Origin of the sequence: Streptomyces sp. NPDC046862 (genome assembly GCF_040704615.1) — a bacterium.
In the GTDB taxonomy this organism is placed as follows: domain Bacteria; phylum Actinomycetota; class Actinomycetes; order Streptomycetales; family Streptomycetaceae; genus Streptomyces.
Window position 1 is genome coordinate 194484 of sequence record NZ_JBEYXP010000008.1, and the last position, 22540, is coordinate 217023.

The window sequence follows — 22540 nt, forward strand, 5'->3', positions numbered from 1 at the left end:
CCGTGCGCGTCTCGGTCGCCCTGTTCACCGCGGACCTGCGGGTGCACGACAACCCGGTCCTGTCCGCCGCCCTCAAGGACGCGGAACACGTGGTCCCGCTCTTCGTCGTCGACACCGGCATCCGCCGCACCGGCTTCCTCGTGCCCAACCGGGCGGCGTTCCTCGCCGACAGCCTGGCCGACCTCGACGCGGCCCTGCGCGCCCGCGGCGGCCGGCTGGTGGTGCGCGTCGGCGACGTGGTCGAGGAGACCGGCCGGGTGGCCGCGGAGACCGGGGCCGGGGCGGTGCACCTCGCGGGCGGGGTGAGCCGGTACGCGGCGCGGCGCGAGGACCGGCTGCGCGCGAAGCTGTCGGGCGACGGACGCGCCCTGCACGTCCACGACGCCTCGGTCACCGTCGTCCCCCCAGGGGCGCTGACGCCCGTGGGCAGGGACCACTTCGCGGTCTTCACGCCGTACTTCCGCCGCTGGGAGGGCTTCTCGGGACGCCGCGTCCTGCCGGCACCGGACGCGGTACGCGTGCCGGACGTCACCTCGGCCGACCTGCCGAGCGCTCGGTCCCTCGCGCCGGGCCCCACATCTCCGGGACTTCCCAAGGGCGGTGAGACCGAGGCCCGCCGAAGGCTGCGCTCCTGGCTCTCCGGCCCGCTGGCCGACTACGAGGACCGGCACGACGACCTGGCCGCCGACGCGACCTCCCGGCTCTCCCCCTACCTGCACTTCGGCTGCCTCTCCCCGACCGAACTGCTGCACCGGGCCCGCGCCCAGGACAACCCCGGGTCGCACGCCTTCGTCCGCCAACTGGCCTGGCGGGACTTCCACCACCAGGTCCTGGCGGCCCGCCCCGACGCCGCCGCCCACGACTACCGCCCCCGGCACGACCGCTGGCGCCACGCCACGAAGGAGATCGACGCCTGGCGGGACGGCCGCACCGGCTACCCCGTCGTCGACGCGGCCATGCGGCAACTGCGCCACGAGGGCTGGATGCCCGGGCGCGCCCGCCTGCTCGCGGCGAGCTTCCTCACCAAGACGCTGTACGTGGACTGGCGGGTGGGGGCCCGCCACTTCCTGGACCTCCTCGTGGACGGCGACATCGCCAACAACCAGCTCAACTGGCAGTGGGCCGCCGGCACCGGCACGGACACCCGCCCGAACCGCGTCCTCAACCCCCTGACCCAGGCCCGCCGTTTCGACCCCCACGGGGAGTACGTACGCCGCTGGCTTCCCGACACCGACACCGACACCGAGACCGACACCGGCGCCGACCACCCGCCCCCGATCGTGGACCTCGCGGAGGCGGCCGACCGGTTCAGGCGGGGGCGGGGGACTGGCTGAGACGGTCCGGTCCGCGCGGGTCAGGTGGCCGGGGCGGGCCTCGGGCTGCCGTTGAACACCTGGCTCACGTGCCAGGAGCGGTGGGACGCCGCGATGGAGCGGATGCCCGGCTGAGGGCCGACGAGCGGGCGTCCCGCGAGCGCCGTGACATGGTCGCGGGCGGCCGGGCTGTGCCCGACGAAGCGCTGCGAGACCAGTATCCGGTGGCCGTCGCCCACGCCCAGGACGCCCTTGTCGAAGAGCTTGTGGTGCAGCGAGCACAGGCACAGCCCGTTGTCGATGTCGTCGGGGCCGCCGAACGCCCACCACCGCACGTGCGCCGCCTCCAGCCCGACCGGTACCGCGCCGATCCGGCCGTCGTAGCCGCAGAAGGCGCACCGGTACTCGTAGGCCGTCAGCACCAGCTCCCGCATACGGCGGTCCCGCTGCCCGCGCGCGCCCGGGATCCGGGCGGTCTCCGCCTGCTCCGGCTCCAGACCGACCAGGTCGCACAGCTCCTCGTGGAGCGAGGGAGGGAAGTTCAGGTCGAGGAGGACCCGCGCCATCCGGCTCAGCAGCGACGGCTCCCGCCGCAGCGCCGTCCGCAGCTCCGGCGCGAGACGCCCCGCGGCGCCGGTCTCCCGCAGGTCCCGCACCCCGGTTCCGGGGCTGCCCGGTCCACGATCGGTGCGGACCTCCCACACTCCGTCACTGACCAGGTGATGGAAGGGGTAGGCGGGCGTCGTCCTGTTCGACGGACCGTACTCGGCGAGCAGGTGCTTCAGATCCTCCTCCACCGCGCTGTAGCGCAGCTCGCCGTCCGCGTCCTGCTGGAACCGGCCGAGGGCGTACAGGAACAGCAGCGGTTTGTGCGGGGCGCGGGTGCCGCTTCTGGTCCACTGCCTCAGCTTCGCGGTGCGCTCGAGCCAGTCCATGACGGGTGATCGTAGTGGCGACGAGGACACGGGACATCAACTCCCCGCCCTGGAGCGCGACTTGCGCAGGGTGGCGCACTCACCACACATCAACTCCTTCTTCACGTCGGCATCGTTGTCCGACCAGATGGGTTCGTGTTCCACTGATTCTTTTCTGGCACATCGGTCACCGGTCATCCGTCCCTCGGGCGGGCGAGCGATTCATGGGGGGTCCGTGTGTGAAGACCTGGGGTTCGAGAAACTCCTCAGCGACGAGGGCTTTTTCGCGCGTCTGTTCGCGCGATCACCGTCGGGCGCCGGCCGCGAGCCGCTGTACGGCCCCGACCTTCCGGTGGTGCTGCTCACCGGCGGCCCGGGGATGGGCAAGGGGCGGCTGCTGCGTACGGTGCGGGACCGTTTCGCCACCAAGGTGCCGGTCATCCATCTGGACTGCGGCTCACCGCTGTACGGGGACCGGGCGCAGCCCGAGCCGGGCGCCCGCTCGGAGGCGACCGAGGTCCTGGTCGAGGTCGCCCGACGGCTGAGCGTCTGGCAGGGGACGGGCGGCTCGTTCGCCTTCCCGCGTCTCTTCACGGGCCTCGCGGTGATCGCCACCGGCGTCGCCGACGGCACCCCCGAGGCGGTCGCGACGGAGATCGAGCGGTACGAGGGACTGGCCCAGAAGCAGCGCATCCCCGGCCTGAGGACGGGCGACTTCTGGCGGGGCGTCCTGCGCGGAACGATCCGGAACCTCCTGACGACCCTCTCAGGGCAGGAGCTCGACCCGTACTCGGCGGCCGTGAGCAACGCGCTGCTGGACGCCATCTTCGAGCGCGTGGCGCCCAGGGGCCGGGCGGAACTGGAGCGGATCTACGGCGCGTATCCCGGCGCGGCCGGTCAGCCCAGGCACGGGCTGCGCAACCTCGCGGCCGACTTCCAGGCCGGCGGCGCCGCCCGGGAGGACGCGGAGAGCTTCCTCTTCCGGGCGCTGCGCGAGGACCTGGAGGCGGCGTACGCCTCGCTGTCCGGCTACATGCGCCGGGTCGGCCGGCCGGGGCTGCTGCTGGACCACGCCGAGTCGCCCCTGGGGGAGCGGCTGTTACGGGCCGTGCTCGCCGACCGCCGGGGCGGGCAGCGCGACCGCGTGGTGATCGTGGGCACGGCACGCCGGGCGGACGGCGGCGCCTTCCTGTACGGCGGTCTGCCGTCACGGGAGGCGGTGCGTCCGGCGGAGTTCCGGCCCGCCGACGGCGGCCCGCCCGCGTGGACCCGGCGCACGGACTCGGGAGCGGAGCGGGCACCGCTGGCCGGCGGGGTGCTCCTGCTGCGCATGCCGGTGCTCACCGGCGACCAGCTCCGCCGGGAGACCGAGCGAAGACAGCAGCGGGCGGAGCCGGAGGGCGGCACGAACCGTCGCCGTGTCGACGCCGCCGTGGCACGGCTGAGCGGCGGACGACCGCACACGGTCATCCGGCTCGCCGACGCGGCCGCGTCCTTCCGTATGCCGGCGGACGCCAATGACCGGGACCTGCTGGCCGCCTCCTTACGGCTCCCGGGCGACGGCGCCTCGGACCAGCCGGTGGCGGAGGTGCTGCTGAAGGAGCTGGTCCTGGACCAGCTGCCGGTGCGCCTACCGACCGAGCACCACGACCAGTGGCTCGATCTGCTCACCCATCTGTCGGTGGCGCACGACGAGGAGTGCGCGGACGTCCTGCTCCGCCACCACCAGTCGGGCCGCGTCCACCACCTGACGGCACATCACGTCTCCCAGCTGCTCACCGACACCGGGTGGCCCGCCTGCGAGCGGCACTTCATCGGGGACTTCGGGCTGCGCCAGCTGCTGGTGCACCGGCTGTACGGGCTGAGCCCCGATGGCGCCGCCTGGTACGCCGACCACCACCTGCTGCGGGACCACTACGCGGGACGCTCGGCGGACGGCGAGGGGGCGCAGGGCCAAGGTCCGGTGACCGGCAGAGGGGCGGTGCAGGGCCTCGGGGCGGCGCCGGGCGGAGGGGCCGTACAGGGTCTCAGGACGGCGTCGGGCCGCGGAGGGGCGGTGCAGGGCGGCGGCGCGTTCCGCTCGGTCACGGCGCACCGGATGAACCACCACCTGGTATCTGGCGGCGCGGACGACGTGGTCCGCCATCTGGCCGCCCGGCTGCCCGGCCGCCCCCGGGAGTGGTGCGCGGAACTGCTGGAGATCGCCCAGGCCCCGTATCCGGGCGGCGCGGACGCCCGGCGCGAGCGTGCCCAGGGCCTGGTGACCGTGGACGGTGAGGCACTGCTGCGCACCGTCGACCAGTTGCTGCACGCGGTGTGGCTGTGCGAGGAGCGGACCAGGCCGACCGGGAGGGAGACGGCCCGCACTCTGGCCAAGTTGCTGGACCTCCTCTCGATCATGGAGTTCGACGGCGCGGGACAGCTCAGCAGGACGGCCACGGAATGGAGCGGCCTGGCGGAGAACGAGCAGCCGTTGCTGCGCTGCACCTGCACCCAACAGCTCGGGCGACGGAGGTAACGGGGATGCCCAGATGGAAGAAGTTCCTCTACGCGCTGCTGGCCGCGGGGACGTTCGCGGTGGGCTTCTGGCTCCTCACCTCCATCCTCCAGAAACCGGACACCTGCGCCGACGGCATCGAGCGCGTCGACGGCGAGTGCGTCGGCGTCAACGGCGAGGGCTACGACTTCGGCACACGGGAGATCCAGGACGTCGCCGCGGCCATCGCCCGCGAGAACAAGAGGATCAAGGACCAGCCGTACGTCACGGTCGCGATGATGCTGCCGCTCCAGTCGGAGAGACCGGCGCTGCGCCGCCAGATGCGCAGCGACCTCCAGGGCGCGTATCTGGGCCAGCGGCAGGCCAACGAGGGGGAGGGGGAACCGCCGAAGATCCGGCTGGTGCTGGCCAACCCCGGGCGGAACTACGGGCACCAGGCGAAGGTCGTCGACACCCTCCTGCGGATGGCCTCCTCGCCCGACGACCGACTGCGCGCGGTCACCGGCTTCAACCTCAGCCTCGACGCCACGGAGGCGGCCGTCAAACGCCTGACGGAACACGACGTCCCGGTGCTCGCCTCCCGGATCAGCGGGGACCGGATCGCGAACGAGGACGCGGCGGACGGGATGGCGAAGCTGCGGTTCCCCGGCCTGGCCCGGATCATCCCCACCAACCACGACGCGGCCCGGGCGCTGGCCAACTTCAACGGCGAACGGGGCCGGGAGAACCTCAAGACGGTGCTGGTCTACGACAAGCGCCCCGACGCCTACACCGAGTCGCTGGCGAAGGCGTTCAGCGGAATCGAGGAGAAGGGCCCGCCCGGCCCCGCCGCGATGTCCTTCGAGTCCCCGGCGATCGACGAGCCGGGCTCGACCGGCAACCAGTTCACGCAGACGGCCAACAACATCTGTGACTCCGAGGCCGACATCGTCTACTTCGCGGGACGCACCCTGCACATGCGGATCTTCGCGCTCAAGCTCGCCCAGGTGGGCTGCAAGGACCGGCACTACACCATCGTCAGCGGTTCCGACGCGGCCTCGCTGCGCCAGATCATGACGGAGAAGGACTGGGCACAGCTGCGCGGCGAGGACGGCCGGGCCAAGGTGACGGTGCAGTACGCCGCCCCCGCCCACCCGGCCGCCTGGAGCACCGAGCTGGCCCGCTGGCGCACGAAGTGGGAGGCGGAGCACGGTCGCAGGCCCACCGAGGCGCAGCTCCCCCAGTACCTCACCGAACCCGCGCAGGCCCTGGACACCCTGAGGAACCGGATGCGGGCCACGCAGAGCGAGGGCACGAAACTCGGCTCCACCCCGAACCTGGAGGACTCCCGGACGATGCTCGTGTACGACGGCCTCGTCACCATCGGCAAGGCACTGCACCAGGCACAGCGGGGCGCCGCCGATGCCGAGCCCGGCCTCGAGGACGTGGGCAGGCAGTGGTCGCTGCTCCATTCCCGCCACCGGGTGCCGGGCACGAGCGGCCTGATATGCCTGACCAGCGGCGGCAACGCGTACGACAAGCCGGCCGCGGTCGTCGAACTGGACCCCGGCCGCGAGGGCTCCGGCAAACTGAAGTTCGTCGGCCTGGGCTGGCCCACGGGCCGGGAACAGCCGAAGAACTGTGTGATCCCCAGCAGCACGCGCTGACGGGGCGGAGCGCGAGGTACTCAGGGCTCATGTACTCGGGTGGAACTGAGTAGATGAGCCCTGGTCGGCGGCGGGGCGAACCGGAACGCTGGAGCCATGAGTCAAGGACTTCTGAACCCTGGTCGCCAGCTGTTGTCGTTCCTGCTGCTGGCTGCCGTGACGGTGGGGGCGTGGGCCGCGTGGCTGGGCTGGGACCAGCACCGTGACGTGCATCCCGACGGTTCGACGACCGGCCCGTACGAGGCGTGGCAGGTGATCGGGCTGGTGCTGACCCTTCTCGCGGCGGTGTACTGGGCGGCGTCCCGGCGCCACATCGCGGCGTGCGTGCTCGGCACCACGGCCGGCCTCACCGCCGCCGCCTACTACGACTGGTCGGACGACGCCAGCGGCCTGTACATGGTCGGCGTGGGCATGGTCATGTTGGGGAGCCTCGTCGCGACGGCGGTCGTCTCCACCGTGATCGCCTCGGTGAGGGGAAACGGGCGACAGGCCGTGGCGTGACGCCCCGGAGGAGCCCCCTGGTGGAACCTCGCTTACCTGACGGGTAATGGCCCCCGGTGCCCCGTCATGCCACGCTCCAGCCACACGGAGCGCGACCGACCGGAGGGACACCGACACCATGCCCGCCTACGCCATGGCCCACCTGCGGGACGCCGCCCCGCACCCGGAGATCGCCGAGTACATCGAGCGCATCCCCACCACCTTCGAGCCGTACGGCGGCCGCTTCCTCGTGCACGTCACGCGGCACGAGGTGATGGAGGGCAACTGGCCCGGGAGCGTCGTGGTGATCGGCTTCCCCGGCCTCGCCGAGGCGCGCGCCTGGTGGGACTCGCCCGCCTACCAGGAGATCGCCCCACTGCGCTCACGGCACATCGAGGGCGACATCATCCTGGTCGAGGGCGTCCCCGAGGGCTACGACCCGACGGCCACCGCGAAGGCGATGCGGGAGTCACTGGATGCGGCGGCTGAATGACGGGGGTGGGGTGTCAGTGCGAGACCCCCTCGGGGCGGGATCGACGCAGCGCAAGACCGCCTCGGCGCGAAATGACGATCTTTCCGAACCGCTCGTTGCCGATGAGGTCGCCGAGAGCGGTGCCCAACTGGCCGATGTCGTAAGCCGTTTTCATGACGGGCTGGATCTCCCCACGGGTGACGAGCCCACCGCCTCTGGGGGCCTGGCGCCGCGGCCGCGCGGCGCCTGGCGGCTCTGGGAACGAAACTGATCGAGAGCAGTCAGCGCCGCGGTGAGGTGAGGTCCGTGGGGGTCCGGTGGACCGCATCGCCGTACCCTTCACCGCCGCCCTCCAGGGCCTCACGCACTCGCGCTGAGCGACGCGCTCTACCGGCTCAAGCACCTGACGGTGCAGGACGAGAAGGTGCTGCGTCTGGTCGGTGACCACCTGGGCACGCTCGCCTCCCGGGATCTGAAAGCCCGTCGCGCGGCCGGGCGGGACCACGACAGCGAGCAGTGGGCCGTGCGCAAGTGGCCCCTGACGAAGAGTGATCGTGTGGGGCATCGGACCGTCCAGTCCCGATCAGGCGTCCCGGGGCGTGAGGAACCCCGCCCCCGCATCCCCGGGCCACGGACACGATCCGTGCGCGCCGGATGCGGAGCGAAAGCGGGCGACCAGGACGCCCAACACCGTTCGGAGCGTCCGGCTGAGCATGAATCCTGGCAACAGGACTCACTACCGCTCAGTCTCTAGGAACGGTATGCGCCCTGAGCCGCTGAGGGGCTGTCGGGCCGTCGCGTCCATCAGTGGCCGCAGGCGCATCCCGCGGCTGTCGTGGCCTCCTCGTCGGCCCGGCCGGTGCGGCAGCCGTCGCCGTCGGCCTCGCCGGCGGCCTCGGGGGCGGCGTTCTTGCCGAGGGTGTCGGCGTCGGCCTTGACCACGTAGACCTCCCAGGGCTCCTTGCCGGGGCCGTGGACCCACACCTTGTCCTGGAGGGCGTAGCAGCACGAGGTGTCGTTCTCCTCGAAGGTGGCCAGGCCGGCCTCCCTGAGCCGGGTGGTGGCGGCGTCGACCTGTTCGGTGGACTCGACCTCGACGCCGAGATGGTCCAGGCGCGTCTCCTCGCCGGGCTCGCCCTCGATCAGGACGAGCTTGAGCGGGGGTTCGGCGATGGCGAAGTTGGCGTAGCCCTCACGCCGCTTGGCCGGTTCGGTGCCGAAGAGCTTCGCGTAGAAGGCGATCGACGTTTCGAGGTCGCTGACGCGCAGGGCGAGTTGGGCGCGGGGCATGACATGTCTCCCATCAGCTTGCATTGATGTATCTCAATTCAGAGCTTGCGCCTTGCATCGATAAACGTCAACATAGAAGGATGTCGAATCAAGAGCTTGTGGTGCTCGGGCAGGACGAAGGGGCCGCCGACTGCTGCCCGGGGCTGCTGACCGCGCCTCTGGACGACGCCCAGGCGGCCGACCTGGCGAAGATCTTCAAGGCGCTCGGCGACCCGGTCCGGCTGCGCCTGCTGTCGCTGATCGCCTCGCGAGCGGGCGGCGAGGTCTGCGTGTGTGATCTGACCCCGGCCTTCGACCTGTCGCAGCCGACGATCTCGCATCACCTCAAGCTGCTGCGGCAGGCGGGCCTGATCGACTGCGAGCGGCGCGGTACGTGGGTCTACTACTGGATGCTTCCCGGCACCCTGGACCGGTTGTCCGCGTTCCTGACGACCGCGCGGACGGCGGATGCGACCACGCAGACCGCGAGGGCGACCACGCGGACGGCGAGTGCGACCGCGTGAGCGCGTCGCTCGGGCGCCGGGCCCTCGCCGAGGCGGTGGGTTCGGCCGCCTTGGTCGCGGTGGTGGTCGGATCCGGCATCCAGGCCACCGAGCTGACCGATGACATCGGCGTGCGGCTGCTGGCCAACTCCCTGGCCACCGTGTTCGGCCTGGGTGTGCTCATCACACTGTTCGGGCCGGTCTCCGGCGCGCACTTCAATCCCGTGATCACGCTCGCGGCCTGGTTCACCGGCCGCCGCGCTCCCGGCGGGCCGACCCTCCGGGACGTGGCCGCGTACGTCCCCGCGCAGACGGCCGGAGCGATCGGGGGTGCCGTCCTGGCCGACGCCATGTTCGCCAGGCCGCTGGTGCGGTGGTCCACCCACGACCGCTCCGCCGGTCACCTGTGGCTGGGCGAGCTGGTCGCGACGGCCGGGCTCGTCCTGCTGGTCTTCGGCCTCACCCGCACCGGCCGGGCCCACCTCGGGCCGGTCGCCGTGGCGTCGTACATCGGCGCTGCGTACTGGTTCACGTCCTCCACCTCGTTCGCCAATCCGGCGGTCACGATCGGCCGGGCCGTCACCGACACGTTCGCCGGCGTCGCACCCGCCTCGGTGGGCCCGTTCATCGTGGCGCAGGCCGCCGGCGGCGTACTCGGCCTCGCCCTCGTGGCCACCGTCTTCGCCCACTCCACCGCGGACCGGACGGGCGCCGTCCTCGCCGAGGGCGAACCCGAACTCGCCGCCCCCTCCAGCTCCTGACCCACCGAGCCCGGAAAGACACCCGCCATGACGCCTGCCGGCCAACGCCCGTCCGTCCCGTCCGTCCCACCAGTCCCGTCCACCCCGTCCGTCCTGTTCGTCTGCGTTCACAACGCCGGGCGCTCGCAGATGGCCGCCGCCTTCCTCACCCACCTGGCAGGAGAGCGCGTCCAGGTGCGTTCCGCCGGCTCCGCCCCGGCCGGCGCCGTGAACCCCGCCGTCGTCCGGGCCATGGCCGAGACGGGCATCGACATCTCGGCCGAGGTCCCCAAGGTGCTCACGGTGGAGTCGGTCCAGGCGTCCGATGTAGTGATCACGATGGGCTGCGGTGACACCTGCCCGGTCTTCCCCGGCACGCGCTACCTCGACTGGGAGCTCCCCGACCCCGCCGGACAGGGAGTGGAAGCGGTCCGCCCGATCCGCGACGAGATCGAAAAGCGCGTTCGCGGCCTGATCGACGAAATCGCCCCGGGGATCGCTGTACGGCGGGCCGCTTCGTAGCGATCTGGATAAAGTGAGACAAGATTCGCCCAGATTGACATATCCGGCGCAGGGTGAACGGGGACGACCATGGGCGGTGCGACCGAACGAGAAGGACAGCCCGTTCGCGGCGGGAAGGTCATGAGCTGGCTGTCGAAGCTGTTCGAGCTCAACCCCGCAGGACTCAACTGGCCGCGAGCGGTGGCGTTCCTCGACGTCGGGCTGGTGCCGCTGTTCGTCTTCTGGGCGATCGGGTACGAGCAGTACCTGCTCAGCGCGTTGTTCGGTCTGCTGTTCGCGGCGCTGGGCGACCCGGGGGGCGGCTACGGGCACCGCGCGTTCGACATCACAGTCTTCGCGCTGATGGGCGCCGGGGTGACCGCGCTGGGGTTCGGCATCGGAGCGGACGCCTGGGGCTGGCTGGTGCTCGCGACGTTCCTGGTCACGCTGGCGGCCGGGCTGGCCGCCGCGTTCGGGGTGCGCAGATTCGTCAAGGCCCTGCTTCTCAACGTCTGGTTCATCGTCGCCATCGGCGTCGAGTCCAGCCTTCACCAGCACGCCCACATCACCAGCTACACCTGGGCCCAGGTGCTCGCCTGGACCGGAGGGTCGGCGCTGTGGGTCGTGGTGACGTTCATCTGGTGGCTGCTGCGCGGACGGGCCGACCAGTCCCAGCCCTTCTCGGAGCTCCCGGGTGACACGTCGCGAAAGAAGCTGACCCGCCCCATGGCCCTGTTCGCGCTGATCCGCGCCCTGGTCATCGCCGGCACCATCGCACTCGCGTTCGGGCTGGACCTGTCGTACGGCTACTGGATCTCGATCGCGGCCATCATCGCGATGAGGCCGAGCCTGGAGCAGGCCACGCTCATCAGCGCACAGCGCCTTGTCGGAGCGGGCATCGGCGCCGTTGTGGCCATGTTGCTGTTGCTGGTGCCCGCGAGCGAACACGGACTCAAACTGTTCGCGGTGGAACGCGGACTCGAAGTGGTGGTGCTCGTCCTGCTGATGCACGGGGCGGCGGCCCGATTCTGGAACTACACGCTCTACAGCGCCGCCATCGCCGCGGGAGTGCTCATCCTGGTGGACCTTCCGCAGCCCTCCCACTATTCCGCCGAGGGCTACCGGGTGCTGTGGACGTTGTGCGGCATCGGGATCAGCCTGCTCGTCATGCTGCTGGCGGGCCTGTTCGCCAGACACAGGGCCGCGGCGCGACCACGGCAGGCCTGACGCCGGAGTTCTCCCGCCACTTGACCGAGCCGAGAAAGAGCAACCGGTGGGACAAAGGTCCAGCCCCGTACCCCTCGTACCCTGTCCCCGTGCCGTCCTCCCGCCTGCATCGCGTCGCCGTCCTCGTGCTCGTGGGTGCGAAGCCGCTCGATGTCGGCATTCCCGCGCAGGTGTTCACGACCCGCGCGAGCATGCCGTACGAGGTGCGCGTGTGCGGGGCGGAACCTGGTCTCGTGACCGGCGGCGACGGCCTGTCGTACTACGTCGCCCACGGCCTTGACGCGCTTGCGTGGGCCGACATCGTCTTCATCCCCGGCTACCGGTTCCCGGACCGCGACGACCCGCCGCAGGCCGTCGTCGACGCGCTCGTCGCAGCCCACGCCCGGGGCACGCGGCTCGCCGCCATCTCGACGGGCGCCTTCGCGCTCGCCGCCACGGGCCTGCTCGACGGCAGACGCGCCACGACGCACTGGCACTACTCGCGGGCGCTCGCGGCGAAGCATCCGCTCGTCCGGATCGACGAGAACGTCCTGTTCGTCGACGAGGGCAGCGTACTGACGTCGGCGGGCGCCGCCTCGGGCATCGACCTGTGCCTGCACATACTGCGCGGCGACCTCGGAGTGGCCGCGTCGAACCACGCGGCCCGGCGCCTGGTCGCGGCCCCCTACCGCAGCGGCGGTCAAGCGCAGTACGTGCCGCGCAGCGTGCCCGAGCCGCTCGGCGAGCGGTTCGCCGCCACCCGCGAGTGGGCGCTGCACCGGCTCGGCGAGCCCCTCACCCTGGAGCTGCTCGCGGGGCATGCGGGGGTCTCGCCGCGTACGTTGTCGCGGCGCTTCGTCGAGGACACGGGGTACACACCGATGCAGTGGGTCATGCGTGCCCGCATCGACGTCGCCCGTGAGCTGCTCGAGCGTTCGGAACGGAGCGTGGAGCAGATCGCCGCCGACGTCGGTCTGGGCACCGGTGCGAATCTGCGGCTGCACTTCCAGCGCATCCTCGGCACCACGCCGAGCGAGTACCGGCGCACTTTCGCCCGGGGCGAGTAGCCCGCAGCCGCGAGGCGCGTTCGTGGCGCGATCCTTTTGAACCATGGCGATCACGCCGCTGTCACGGGCGGATGCCGCACGCGACGCTGGTGGCGACCCGCAGGGACCGAAGGGACACCGCTCATGACTCGCATCGCCATCAACGGATTCGGCCGCATCGGACGCAATGTGCTGCGCGCACTGCTCGAACGCGACAGCGACAGCGGCCTCGACATCGTCGCCGTCAACGACCTCACGGAGCCCGCCACCCTCGCCCGGCTGCTCGCCTACGACTCGACGGCCGGCCGGCTCGGTCGCCCGGTGACCGCCGAGGGGGACGTCCTCGTCGTCGACGGCCGTCGCATCACGGTGCTCGCCGAGCGCGAACCGGCGCAGCTGCCGTGGGCCGAACTCGGCGTCGACATCGTCCTGGAAGCCACCGGCCGCTTCACCTCGGCGAAGGCCGCCCGCGCCCACCTGGACGCCGGCGCGAAGAAGGTACTCGTCAGCGCGCCGTCGGACGGCGCCGACGTCACGCTCGCGTACGGGGTCAACACCGACGCGTACGACCCGGACATGCACACGATCGTCTCGAACGCCTCGTGCACGACCAACGCGCTCGCGCCGCTGGCCGCGGTGCTCGACGACCTCGCGGGCATCGAGCACGGCTTCATGACGACGGTGCACGCCTACACGCAGGAGCAGAACCTGCAGGACGGCCCGCACCGCGACGCCCGCCGCGCCCGCGCCGCCGCCGTCAACATCGTGCCGACCACGACGGGCGCCGCCAAGGCGATCGGCCACGTGCTGCTGAACCTCGACGGCAAGCTGTCGGGCGACTCGATCCGCGTGCCGGTTCCGGTGGGCTCGATCGTCGAACTCAACACGACCGTCGCCCGCGACGTGACGCGCGACGATGTGCTGGCGGCGTACCGCGCCGCGGCGGAGGGCCCGCTCGCCGGCATCCTCGAGTACTCGGACGACCCGCTCGTGTCGTCCGACATCACGGGCAACCCGGCCTCGTCGATCTTCGACTCGGCCCTCACCCGCGTCGACGGCCGCCACGTCAAGGTGGTCGCCTGGTACGACAACGAGTGGGGCTTCTCGAACCGCGTGATCGACACTCTCAAGCTCCTCGCCACCCGCTGACGGGGACCGAGGGCGGTCGCCCCCGCCATCCGCCAACCAGGGCTCAGTTCCTGCTCACACTCTGCGCCAAGCGCTGAGCAGCTCCTCGGGGCCGTACACCGCCTGAAGGCCGGAACAACCGATCCCGCTGCGGGAGACCGCCACGAGCGGTACCGGCTCGTCGGTGATCGCTGCCCGGTGCTTCTGCAGCGCGGCCAGGTCGTGGCTGTCGAACGCGGAGTTCTCCAGCCACTTGACCGAGCCGAGAAAGAGCAACTGCCTGGCCACCGGCTGTCGGTCGGCGCCCACCAAGTCGATTTCGACGTCGTTGCTGCGGGTCCAGTACCCGCCGATCGCCGGGGCAGCGGGCAGGAGCCCGTCCGGAAGGAGGCGGGCGAGGGATTCCCGGACCAGGGGCTCGATCGCGCGGCCACGCCAGCTCGTCCACCGCTCCTTGATCCGGCTCAGTGTGAGATCTCCCCGCATCCGCTCGATCTCCGCCATGTGCGGATCCAGAAACGCGAGCCAGAACCGCAGGTAGGGGTCGGCCACGCGGTAGCGGCGTTCCTTCGACGGCCGCGGTGAGAGGGGCAGCTCGGCGGCCACGACCCGTTTCTCGGTCAGGACGTCAGTGGCTCGGGTGAGCGTGGTGTGGGCGATGCCGCCGGCCGCGCGCGCGATGTTGGTGAAGGTTCGCTCCCCGGATCCGATGGCACGCAGGACCTCCCTGCTCATCGCCCGCGGTGGGAACTCCGCGGCCAGGGAGCGTTCGGCGGAGACCAGCAGTGCCGAGATCGGGTTGTCCAGCGAGTCGCGGAGAAACTCCCAGACGTCCCCTCCGGCCCGCCACTCGGCGCAGATCAGAGGGAGCCCTCCCGTGATCAGAGCGGCGTCGAACGCGGCTGCCGGTGACAGGCCGAGCATCTCGCCGATGTCGGCGGGGTTCAGCGGCCCCACGATCATTTCCCGGCCCCGCTGGTGGAAGGGGCGGTCGTAGCTGTTCAGCGCCTCCATCATCGACAGATCGGATCCGACCAGGAGGAGGAGCACGGGCTTGCGGCTGAGCAGCCGGTCCCATGCCCGCTGAAGCATGCCCTCGAAGGCGTCGACGCGGTCCATGAGATACGGAACCTCGTCGATGACGACGACGCTGGGGGTGTCGTCGGGCAGGATCTCCGCAAGGAGCCTGAACGCTGCGTTCCACTGATCGGGGGTTTCCTCCGCGAACAGTCTCCGCTCCGGCAGGGTGGATCTGGCAACGGTGTCGAGCAGCTCCGACAACTCGTCCTCCGCCGTGCCGCCGGCCGCGGTGAAAAAGAGGTACGGCGTCTCGGTCCGCCGGAGGAACTCCTCGACGAGGCTGGACTTGCCCACCCGCCGTCTCCCCCGCATGAGGACACACTGCCCCGGCTTCGCCGATCCGACGGCATCCTGAACCGCCTGCAAAGCGTTGCCGAGCACACGCAGCTCACGGTCCCGCCCGATGAAGCGACGCATCTCCGACCTCCCGATGGAGATAGTATCGACAGGGATACTATCTCCGCCGATACTATCTGCGGGCTGGAGCCCGAGTGCCGGGCGCGCTTCAACCGGAAGACGCAGGGCTCCGGCAGTTCGGCCGACACCGCTCACCATGCCGCCGTCTCCGGCCCAAGTACCGGCACGGCTGCGTGCCGATCGGTGGGTCGCTGAGCCCGAACACCGACTGAGAAGGCAATTGAGACGGACAACGTCGAAGGGCCCCACCGCGAACGGTGGGGCCCTTCGACATCGTGCCCGGTGAGGCACTGGCGGAGGATACGAGATTCGAACTCGTGAGGGGTTGCCCCCAACACGCTTTCCAAGCGTGCGCCCTAGGCCTCTAGGCGAATCCTCCGCCGGAAACATTACATGACGTCGAGGAGTGCTTGCGAACTCGTTCGAGGGCGGGGGAGGGGGGACGGGTGGGGCCCGTGGATCGGGTAGGCTGGGGTCAGCCCCTCACGCGGCGCTATCTGACTGAACTCCCCCAGGGCCGGAAGGCAGCAAGGGTAGGTTGGCTCTGGCGGGTGCGTGGGGGGTCTTTCGTTTCGGGGCTTTCGGTTTCGGGTCTTCGTCGGGTCCCTCAGGGGCCTGCCCCCGTCTTGTCGTCTGCTTCCCGTGGGCTTGTCGTCTGCTTCGCGCGCCTGGGCTTCCGAGGATGCCCGGGCAGTCGCGGGCGAGGCCTGCCTCAGGGGGCTCGGCAGGAGCCTCGGTGAGGGGCTGACCTGCGGTGGTTTCCGGGGTGGGCCCTGGGCGGGGCGGGTTGTCAGTAGGCGGCTATAACCTCGTATGCGTGTCGTCTCTCGCGCTGTACCGCCGCTATCGCCCGGAGTCGTTCGCCGAGGTCATCGGACAGGGGCATGTCACTGATCCGCTGCAGCAGGCGCTGCGGAACAACCGGGTCAATCACGCGTACCTGTTCAGCGGTCCGCGCGGGTGCGGGAAGACGACCAGTGCGCGGATTCTCGCCCGGTGTCTGAACTGCGAGCAGGGGCCCACGCCGACGCCCTGTGGTCAGTGCCAGTCGTGCCAGGACCTCGCGCGGAACGGACCGGGCTCGATCGACGTGATCGAGATCGACGCCGCGTCGCACGGTGGTGTGGACGACGCCCGTGAGCTGAGGGAGAAGGCGTTCTTCGGGCCGGCGGGCAGCCGGTACAAGATCTACATCATCGACGAGGCCCACATGGTCACGTCGGCGGGATTCAACGCGCTGTTGAAGGTGGTCGAGGAGCCGCCGGAGCATCTGAAGTTCATCTTCGCGACCACCGAGCCCGAGAAGGTCATCGGGACCATTCGGTCGCGTACGCACCACTATCCGTTCCGGCTCGTGCCGCCCGGCACCTTGCGGGACTACCTCGCCGATGTGTGCGGGCGGGAGAAGATCCCCGTTGAGGAGGGGGTGCTTCCGCTCGTCGTGCGGGCCGGGGCCGGGTCCGTGCGTGACTCGATGTCCGTCATGGACCAGTTGCTGGCGGGGGCCGCTGAGGACGGTGTCACGTATGCCATGGCCACGTCGCTGCTGGGATATACGGACGGGTCCTTGCTCGACTCCGTCGTCGAGGCGTTCGCGGCCGGGGACGGTGCCGCCGCCTTCGAGGTCGTGGACCGGGTCATCGAGCGTGGGAACGATCCGCGGCGGTTCGTCGCGGATCTGCTGGAGCGGTTGCGGGATCTGGTGATCCTCGCTGCCGTTCCTGACGCGGCCGAGAAGGGACTCATCGACGCGCCCGCCGATGTCGTGGAGCGGATGCAGGCACAGGCGGGGGTCTTCGGCGCCGCCGAGCTCAGCCGGGCCGCCGATCTCGTCAATGAGGGGTTGACCGAGATGCGGGGGGCGAACTCGCCCCGGCTGCAGTTGGAGCTCATCTGTGCGCGCGTGATGCTGCCCGCGGCGTACGGCGACGAGCGTTCCGTCATGGCCCGCCTCGACCGTATCGAGCGCGGTGTGAACTTCTCCGGGGGCGGGGCCGGGCCCGCCATGGGATACGTGCCCGGGCCCGACACCCATGGGTTCGCGGGGGCGGCGCCTGCCGGAGGGCCCGCTGTTCAGGGTGCTCACGGCGCACAGGGCGCTCAGGGCGCTCACGGCGCACAGGGTGCCGCTCCGGCTGGAGTCGAGCCTGTGGTTCCGCCCGGGGGCGGGCCTGCGGCGGCTCGTGCGGCGGTGCGGTCGGCCGGGGGAACCGGGGGAACCGGGGGGCCCGGTGCAGTCGGCGGAGTCGGCGCGGCTGGTGTCGGTACCGGGGCGGGGCAGGTGCGGCAGCAGGGCGGCGGGCCCGCCGGGGCCGGGGCTCCGGCCGCTGCCGTGGAGCCCCCCGCGCCCGCGGGAGCCGACACAGGCCCTGGTGCGGGGGCGCCCGCTGCGGCACCGGGGCACGCGCCGGCCGCCGAGCAGCCTTCCGCTCCTTCCGCTCCTTCCGCACCTTCTGCTCCTGCCACTCCTTCCGTTTCGTCCGCTCCTGCCGCTCCCGGCGCCTGGCCCACCGCTGCCCCCGCGGGTGGCGGTCGGCGGCCCGGTGGCTGGCCGACGGCGGCCCCTGCGGGTGGGGGGCGCGGCGGGGCGCAGGCACAAGGAGGCAGCGGCGCTCAGGGCGGTCAGGGGGGTCGGCCGCCAGCGGCTCCCGCTCCTGCTCCCGCTCCTGCTCCCGGCCCCGCCTCCACGCCCCCGAGCGCCACGCCCCCCGCTTCCGCTCCCGCCGCCGGTGGGCTCGACCCCCGCATGCTCTGGCCGAACATCCTGGAGGCGGTGAAGAACCGCCGCCGGTTCACCTGGATCCTGCTCAGCCAGAACGCCCAGGTGGCCGGTTTCGACGGCACCACCCTGCAGATCGGGTTCGTCAACGCCGGGGCCCGGGACAACTTCGCGAGCAGCGGCAGCGAGGACGTGCTGCGGCAGGCGCTGTCCGAGCAGTTCAACGTCCAATGGAAGATCGAGGCGGTTGTCGATCCGTCGGGCGGCTCGGCGCCGATGCCGGGTCCTGCGGGTGGTTCGGCAGGCCCGGGTGGTTACGGCGGAGCGGCCGGAGCGAGCGGCCCGGGTGGTTACGGCTCCTATGGCGGAGCCGGTGGCGGTGGTGGCGGAGGCGGATATGGCGGGGCGCCCTCCTCGTCGCCCCAGTCCTCGGCACCGGCACCGGCACAGGGCCAGCCACCGGCATCGCGCCCGTCGTCCCAGTCGGGCCCGGGGTCCGCCGCGGGGGAGGGCAGACCGGCCCCGGCCACCGCGTCGGCGCCCCCGCCATCCCGCCCGGCTCCGGAGCCTGCGCACATCTCGCCCGAGGACGACATTCCCGAGGACGACGATCCCGACCTCGACGAGTCCGCCCTCTCCGGGCACGAGCTGATCGTGCGGGAGCTGGGCGCGACGGTGGTGGAGGAGTTCACCAACGAGTAGCGGACCGCTGAAGTGCGAGGGCCGCTGAAGTGCGAGGACCACTGACGTACGGAGTGGTCCCTCGTACCGGAATCTCAGGTTCCTTAGGACGAACCCACAAGCCTCCCGCCCCACCGCCTTCGGCATCCCCCACAAGGACAGCCTCCCGGGCCGGATAGGCTGACCCCGTGAAGGTCCTCGTCATCGGTAGCGGCGCCCGCGAACACGCCCTGTGCCGTTCCCTGTCCCTCGACCACGATGTCACCGCCCTGCACTGCGCCCCCGGCAACGCGGGCATCGCGGAGGTGGCCGAGCTGCACCAGGTCGACGCCCTGGACGGCGGGGCGGTGGCCGCGTTGGCCACGGAGCTCGGCGCCGAACTGGTCGTCGTGGGGCCGGAGGCTCCGCTCGTCGCCGGTGTCGCCGACGCCGTGCGCGAGGCGGGCATCCCCTGCTTCGGTCCCTCCAAGGAAGCCGCCCAGCTGGAGGGTTCCAAGGCCTTCGCCAAGGAGGTGATGGCGGGAGCGGCCGTGCCCACAGCCCGTTCGTACGTGTGCACGACACCCGCCGAGGTCGAGGAGGCCCTCGACGCCTTCGGCGCGCCGTACGTCGTGAAGGACGACGGCCTCGCCGCGGGCAAGGGCGTCGTCGTCACCAGCGACATCGAGCAGGCCACGGCCCACGCGAACGCCTGTGAGCGCGTCGTGATCGAGGAGTACCTCGACGGGCCCGAGGTCTCGCTGTTCGCGATCACCGACGGCGAGACCGTCCTCCCGCTCCAGCCCGCGCAGGACTTCAAGCGAGCCCTGGACGGCGACGAAGGCCCGAACACCGGTGGCATGGGCGCGTACTCCCCGCTCCCCTGGGCCGACCCGAAACTGGTCGACGAGGTTCTGCAGACCGTGCTGCAGCCGACGGTCGACGAGATGCGGCGCCGCGGCACGCCGTTCTCCGGCCTGCTGTACGCGGGTCTGGCGATCACGAGTCGTGGCGTACGGGTCATCGAGTTCAACGCCCGCTTCGGCGACCCCGAGACCCAGGTGGTCCTGGCCCGCCTGAAGACCCCGCTGGCCGGCGTCCTGCTCGCCGCCGCGAACGGCACTCTCGCCGACCTCGAACCCCTCCGCTGGAGCGACGACGCGGCCGTCACCGTGGTCGTGGCCTCGCACAACTACCCCGGCACCCCGCGCACCGGCGACCCGATCACCGGGCTCGACGAGGTGGCGGCCCAGGACGCCCCGCAGGCGTACGTCCTGCACGCCGGCACCAAGCGCGACGGTGACGCCGTGGTGAGCGCGGGCGGCCGGGTGCTGTCCGTCACGGCGGTCGGCGAGGACCTGACCGAGGCGCGCGAGCGGGCGTACGCGGCGGTCGGGCGCATCGGGCTCGACGGTTCGCAACACCGGACCGACATCGCGGCGAAAGCCGCGGCCGGAGCGCACGGGGCCGCGTGACCCTGGGTGTTCCCTCCCCGCTCCTGGGCCCCGGTTCCCTCTGGGAATCCGGGGCCCCATGCTTGCTCAGCGTCATCCACCTCTCCCCAGAGCCATTCCATCGAGTGACCGATGGCCCATCCGGCTGACGTGGCCCAAACGCCCCAACTAGGGTGCGGCGCAAGCAGTCCGGCACTTGGCCCACCCGGCATTGCGGTGTCAGTGGCGGGTGCCACAGTGGGGGAGTGAGCAACGCCAGGCCATCCGGAGGCGAGCGCGGTGACGTACACCGTCACGGCGGGCGCCGTGCGGTGCACGGGACGGTGGGGACGGTAGGCGCGGTGCACGAGACAGTCGGGACGGTTGGGACGGTGCACGAGACAGTCGGGACGGTTGGGGGTGACGGCCGGTCGTGACCGGTATGGGTGTGGAGGTCGGCGCGCAGGCCGCGCGTTCCCGGGCCCTCGCCGTGCTGCGCGTCCGCAGCCGGGCGGTGGCCGTAGCCCTCCTGCCCGCGGCCGTCGCCGTCGTGCTGTTCGTCGGCGGGAGCACCGGCCACATCACCGGCGCCGGCTGGCCGGTGACGCGCTGGATCATGGCGGTGCTGGCGGTTGTCGTCCTCCTCTGTGCCGCGGGCATCGCGCTCGTCGTCGCCCGTGCGAGGCCCGCCACGAGCCCCACGGTCCCGGTCGCCGAGGAGTCGGCACCCGACCTGTACCGCCTGGTGCGGGACCTGGCCGACCGGCTCGACGTCCCGGCACCCTCCGCGATAGCGCTCACCCCTGACTGCGACAGCTGGCTGGAGGACCGCACCCACCGCTCGCACGGCCCGCCGTCGGCGCGTGAGCGCGGGGGTGGGACCGGCCTGGGAGGCGCAGAGGACGGCATCTCGGTCTTCAGCGACGGAAGCGGCAGGGATACGACGACGCACGGCCGGCGCGGTGAGCCCACCGCACCCGTGCTCGTGATCGGCTCCCCCTTCCTGTGGTGGATGCGGGTCGGGGAACTGCGCGCCGTCCTCGCTCCGGTCGTCGCGGGTACGGGGCCGTCGGCCCACCCGGACATAGCCGCCGCCCGCCGTTTCGTACGAGGGCTGGACGCTGCCGTGGCGGTGACGACGGCACCTGAACGGGGCCCCCTGGTCCGGACGGTGCTGACCGGTGTGGGGTGGGTGGCCCGCCTGCTGCTGCGCGGTTGCCGCGGTCATGCCGCCGAGATGGAGCGGGGCGTGGCGGCAGCGGCGGCCGAGCGTGCACAGGCTGTGGACTACGGTCTGCGGATCGTCGCCCAGGAGCAGGTCGGCCTCGCGTACGCGGGCTGGGACCGGCTGCTCACCCGGGTCGCGCTGCCCGCCTGGCGCATGGGCCGCTGGCCGTCCCGTCTCGACGCGGGTGTCGTGGCGGCGCTCACGGAGCTGTCCCGTCGCGACCGCCTGGCCGAGGGTTTCGCCTCCCGGCTGGGTGAGCGTCCGGCCTGCGACCTCCTGGAGGAACCCGGCGTGGTCGACGAGGCCGCGTCCCTGCTCGCCGCCCGCCTCTTCCACGGCGGCCCCGCCGAGTGCGGGCCCGACTGGGCACCGGTGGACTGGCGCGAGTACCCCGACGAGGTCGTCGACCGGAAGTGGCGCACGGACGCGGCCCGGCTCCACCGTGTCCTGGACGCCCTCGGAGTCCGGCACGCGGCGCACTCGGGGGAGCCCCGGCCCGGCGGGCCGACCCTGGCCCGCGTGCTGAACCACCTGACGGCCCGCGGAGCCGAGCCGAGACCGCCCCTTGAGCCCACCCCCGATGAACCCACCCCCACCACCCCCGGAACCACAGGCACAACGCCGACACAGACACAGACACAGACACAGACACCGGCGGACGAGGCGGACAAGGCGGACGCGGGCCTGGGGGGCCTGGGGGGCCTGAGAGACGAGCCGGGCGAGCCGGGCCTCCGCAGCGAGCAGGCGGCCGCGCTGGCGGCCGGGCTGAGCGCCGAGGTGGCCCGGGAAGAGGCGTCGGCGGGTACGCAGCCGGTGCCCGGCGGCGCGGCGGAACCGCAGGGCCCGGACCGAGCCCTGTGGGACGACATACTGCCGCTCTTCCCCCTGCAACCCCCTCGTACGGGCCGCGAGCTCCTCGCCGACCACGTCACGGCGATGGTGTGCTGCGCCGCGATGGACACGGCAGGCGCGACACCGGGGCTGGACTGGCTGGACGGCCCGTCCCTGCTGATCAACGGCGAGCGAGCTGTCGATCTCGCCCCCCGCGTTCTGACCCTCGTCGAGGACGGCGACCCGGACCCGCTCCGGGACTGGCTCCGGCACCTGGGCGTCCGCCCGGAGAAGCCGGTCCGCCTCGTCTGAGCGCGAGTACAACGCGCCCCACCGCCCGCACGCGGCAAGCGAAACCCCACCCTTGGGCGGAGCGCTACGTTCCGTTCACGTCAATTCGCGACGAACGGTGACGGAGCGCGTGCGTAATGTGATGTGCTGGGATCGTTCGAGCACA

The 22540-nt window shown here is 71.8% G+C and carries 18 protein-coding genes, 1 tRNA gene, 1 other RNA gene and 1 pseudogene; 16 read left to right on the plus strand and 5 right to left on the minus strand.

Annotation, left to right across the window (positions count from 1 at the left end; translation table 11 throughout):
• The first annotated feature begins 2 nt into the window (after positions 1-2).
• The gene (locus AB0959_RS11555) at positions 3-1334 is read left to right on the plus strand and encodes a deoxyribodipyrimidine photo-lyase (RefSeq protein ID WP_366826142.1); all 1332 of its coding nucleotides are present in this window, start codon (positions 3-5) and stop codon (positions 1332-1334) included.
• A gap of 20 nt (positions 1335-1354) precedes the next feature.
• On the opposite strand, the gene AB0959_RS11560 is transcribed toward AB0959_RS11555, so the two are convergent.
• On the minus strand, positions 1355-2248 hold the full coding sequence (locus AB0959_RS11560) for a phosphorothioated DNA-binding restriction endonuclease (protein WP_366826143.1): 894 nt from the start codon (positions 2246-2248) through the stop codon (positions 1355-1357).
• A 214-nt stretch (positions 2249-2462) separates the two neighbouring features.
• Here AB0959_RS11560 and AB0959_RS11565 point away from each other — a divergent pair, with 214 nt between their 5' ends.
• The 4 genes from AB0959_RS11565 to AB0959_RS11580 all read left to right on the plus strand — a co-directional run bounded on the left by AB0959_RS11565 (position 2463) and on the right by AB0959_RS11580 (position 7343).
• Complete coding sequence (locus AB0959_RS11565) at positions 2463-4745, plus strand: hypothetical protein (RefSeq protein ID WP_366826144.1); 2283 nt, start codon at positions 2463-2465, stop codon at positions 4743-4745.
• A gap of 5 nt (positions 4746-4750) precedes the next feature.
• Entirely contained in the window at positions 4751-6370 is a 1620-nt protein-coding gene (locus AB0959_RS11570) for an amino acid ABC transporter substrate-binding protein (protein WP_366826145.1), read from the plus strand.
• 96 nt (positions 6371-6466) lie between these two features.
• Positions 6467-6871, plus strand: a complete 405-nt coding sequence (locus AB0959_RS11575) for a hypothetical protein (protein ID WP_366826146.1) — start codon at positions 6467-6469, stop codon at positions 6869-6871.
• A 118-nt stretch (positions 6872-6989) separates the two neighbouring features.
• Positions 6990-7343 carry a DUF1330 domain-containing protein gene (locus AB0959_RS11580; RefSeq protein WP_366826147.1) on the plus strand — a complete coding sequence of 118 codons (354 nt, stop codon included), beginning with the start codon at positions 6990-6992 and terminating at the stop codon, positions 7341-7343.
• 13 nt (positions 7344-7356) lie between these two features.
• Here the strand turns inward: AB0959_RS11580 and AB0959_RS11585 are convergent, their stop codons facing one another.
• A complete protein-coding gene (locus tag AB0959_RS11585; RefSeq protein ID WP_366826148.1) occupies positions 7357-7497 on the minus strand; it encodes a hypothetical protein in 141 nt (46 codons plus the stop codon).
• Between the two features lie 369 nt (positions 7498-7866).
• Between AB0959_RS11585 and AB0959_RS11590 the strand changes: the two are divergent.
• Positions 7867-8076, plus strand: a pseudogene (locus tag AB0959_RS11590) (hypothetical protein); the annotation flags it as partial.
• Between the two features lie 50 nt (positions 8077-8126).
• On the opposite strand, the gene AB0959_RS11595 reads toward AB0959_RS11590, so the two are convergent.
• Positions 8127-8612 carry an ArsI/CadI family heavy metal resistance metalloenzyme gene (locus tag AB0959_RS11595; protein ID WP_366826149.1) on the minus strand — a complete coding sequence of 162 codons (486 nt, stop codon included), beginning with the start codon at positions 8610-8612 and terminating at the stop codon, positions 8127-8129.
• Between the two features lie 80 nt (positions 8613-8692).
• Between AB0959_RS11595 and AB0959_RS11600 the strand changes: the two genes are divergently transcribed.
• From AB0959_RS11600 to gap, 6 genes are all read left to right on the plus strand, one after another.
• Positions 8693-9115, plus strand: a complete 423-nt coding sequence (locus tag AB0959_RS11600) for a metalloregulator ArsR/SmtB family transcription factor (RefSeq protein WP_366826150.1) — start codon at positions 8693-8695, stop codon at positions 9113-9115.
• On the plus strand, positions 9112-9855 hold the full coding sequence (locus AB0959_RS11605; RefSeq protein ID WP_366826151.1) for an MIP/aquaporin family protein: 744 nt from the start codon (positions 9112-9114) through the stop codon (positions 9853-9855). Before AB0959_RS11600 ends, AB0959_RS11605 begins: the two co-directional genes overlap by 4 nt.
• A 27-nt stretch (positions 9856-9882) precedes the next feature.
• Positions 9883-10356, plus strand: a complete 474-nt coding sequence (locus AB0959_RS11610) for an arsenate reductase ArsC (RefSeq protein ID WP_366826152.1) — start codon at positions 9883-9885, stop codon at positions 10354-10356.
• A 120-nt stretch (positions 10357-10476) separates the two neighbouring features.
• The gene (locus tag AB0959_RS11615) at positions 10477-11562 is read left to right on the plus strand and encodes an FUSC family protein (protein WP_366826153.1); all 1086 of its coding nucleotides are present in this window, start codon (positions 10477-10479) and stop codon (positions 11560-11562) included.
• Positions 11563-11651: 89 nt separating this feature from the next.
• Positions 11652-12608, plus strand: a complete 957-nt coding sequence (locus AB0959_RS11620; RefSeq protein WP_366826154.1) for a helix-turn-helix domain-containing protein — start codon at positions 11652-11654, stop codon at positions 12606-12608.
• Between the two features lie 123 nt (positions 12609-12731).
• On the plus strand, positions 12732-13736 hold the full coding sequence (gene gap / locus AB0959_RS11625) for a type I glyceraldehyde-3-phosphate dehydrogenase (protein WP_366826155.1): 1005 nt from the start codon (positions 12732-12734) through the stop codon (positions 13734-13736).
• A gap of 54 nt (positions 13737-13790) precedes the next feature.
• Here gap and AB0959_RS11630 read toward each other — a convergent pair whose 3' ends face one another.
• Positions 13791-15212 carry a DUF234 domain-containing protein gene (locus tag AB0959_RS11630; RefSeq protein WP_366826156.1) on the minus strand — a complete coding sequence of 474 codons (1422 nt, stop codon included), beginning with the start codon at positions 15210-15212 and terminating at the stop codon, positions 13791-13793.
• Positions 15213-15503: 291 nt separating this feature from the next.
• Positions 15504-15591: transfer RNA gene (locus AB0959_RS11635), tRNA-Ser, on the minus strand.
• Between the two features lie 95 nt (positions 15592-15686).
• Here AB0959_RS11635 and ffs point away from each other — a divergent pair.
• The 4 genes from ffs (at position 15687) to AB0959_RS11655 (ending at position 22395) form a co-directional block, all read left to right on the plus strand.
• An RNA gene (gene ffs / locus AB0959_RS11640) (signal recognition particle sRNA small type) lies at positions 15687-15783 on the plus strand.
• A gap of 246 nt (positions 15784-16029) precedes the next feature.
• Positions 16030-18633 carry a DNA polymerase III subunit gamma and tau gene (locus AB0959_RS11645; RefSeq protein WP_366826157.1) on the plus strand — a complete coding sequence of 868 codons (2604 nt, stop codon included), beginning with the start codon at positions 16030-16032 and terminating at the stop codon, positions 18631-18633.
• A gap of 167 nt (positions 18634-18800) precedes the next feature.
• Positions 18801-20066: a phosphoribosylamine--glycine ligase gene (gene purD / locus AB0959_RS11650; RefSeq protein WP_366826158.1), complete on the plus strand. Its 1266-nt coding sequence runs from the start codon at positions 18801-18803 to the stop codon at positions 20064-20066.
• Between the two features lie 400 nt (positions 20067-20466).
• Positions 20467-22395: a hypothetical protein gene (locus tag AB0959_RS11655; protein WP_366826215.1), complete on the plus strand. Its 1929-nt coding sequence runs from the start codon at positions 20467-20469 to the stop codon at positions 22393-22395.
• Positions 22396-22540: the final 145 nt, after the last annotated feature.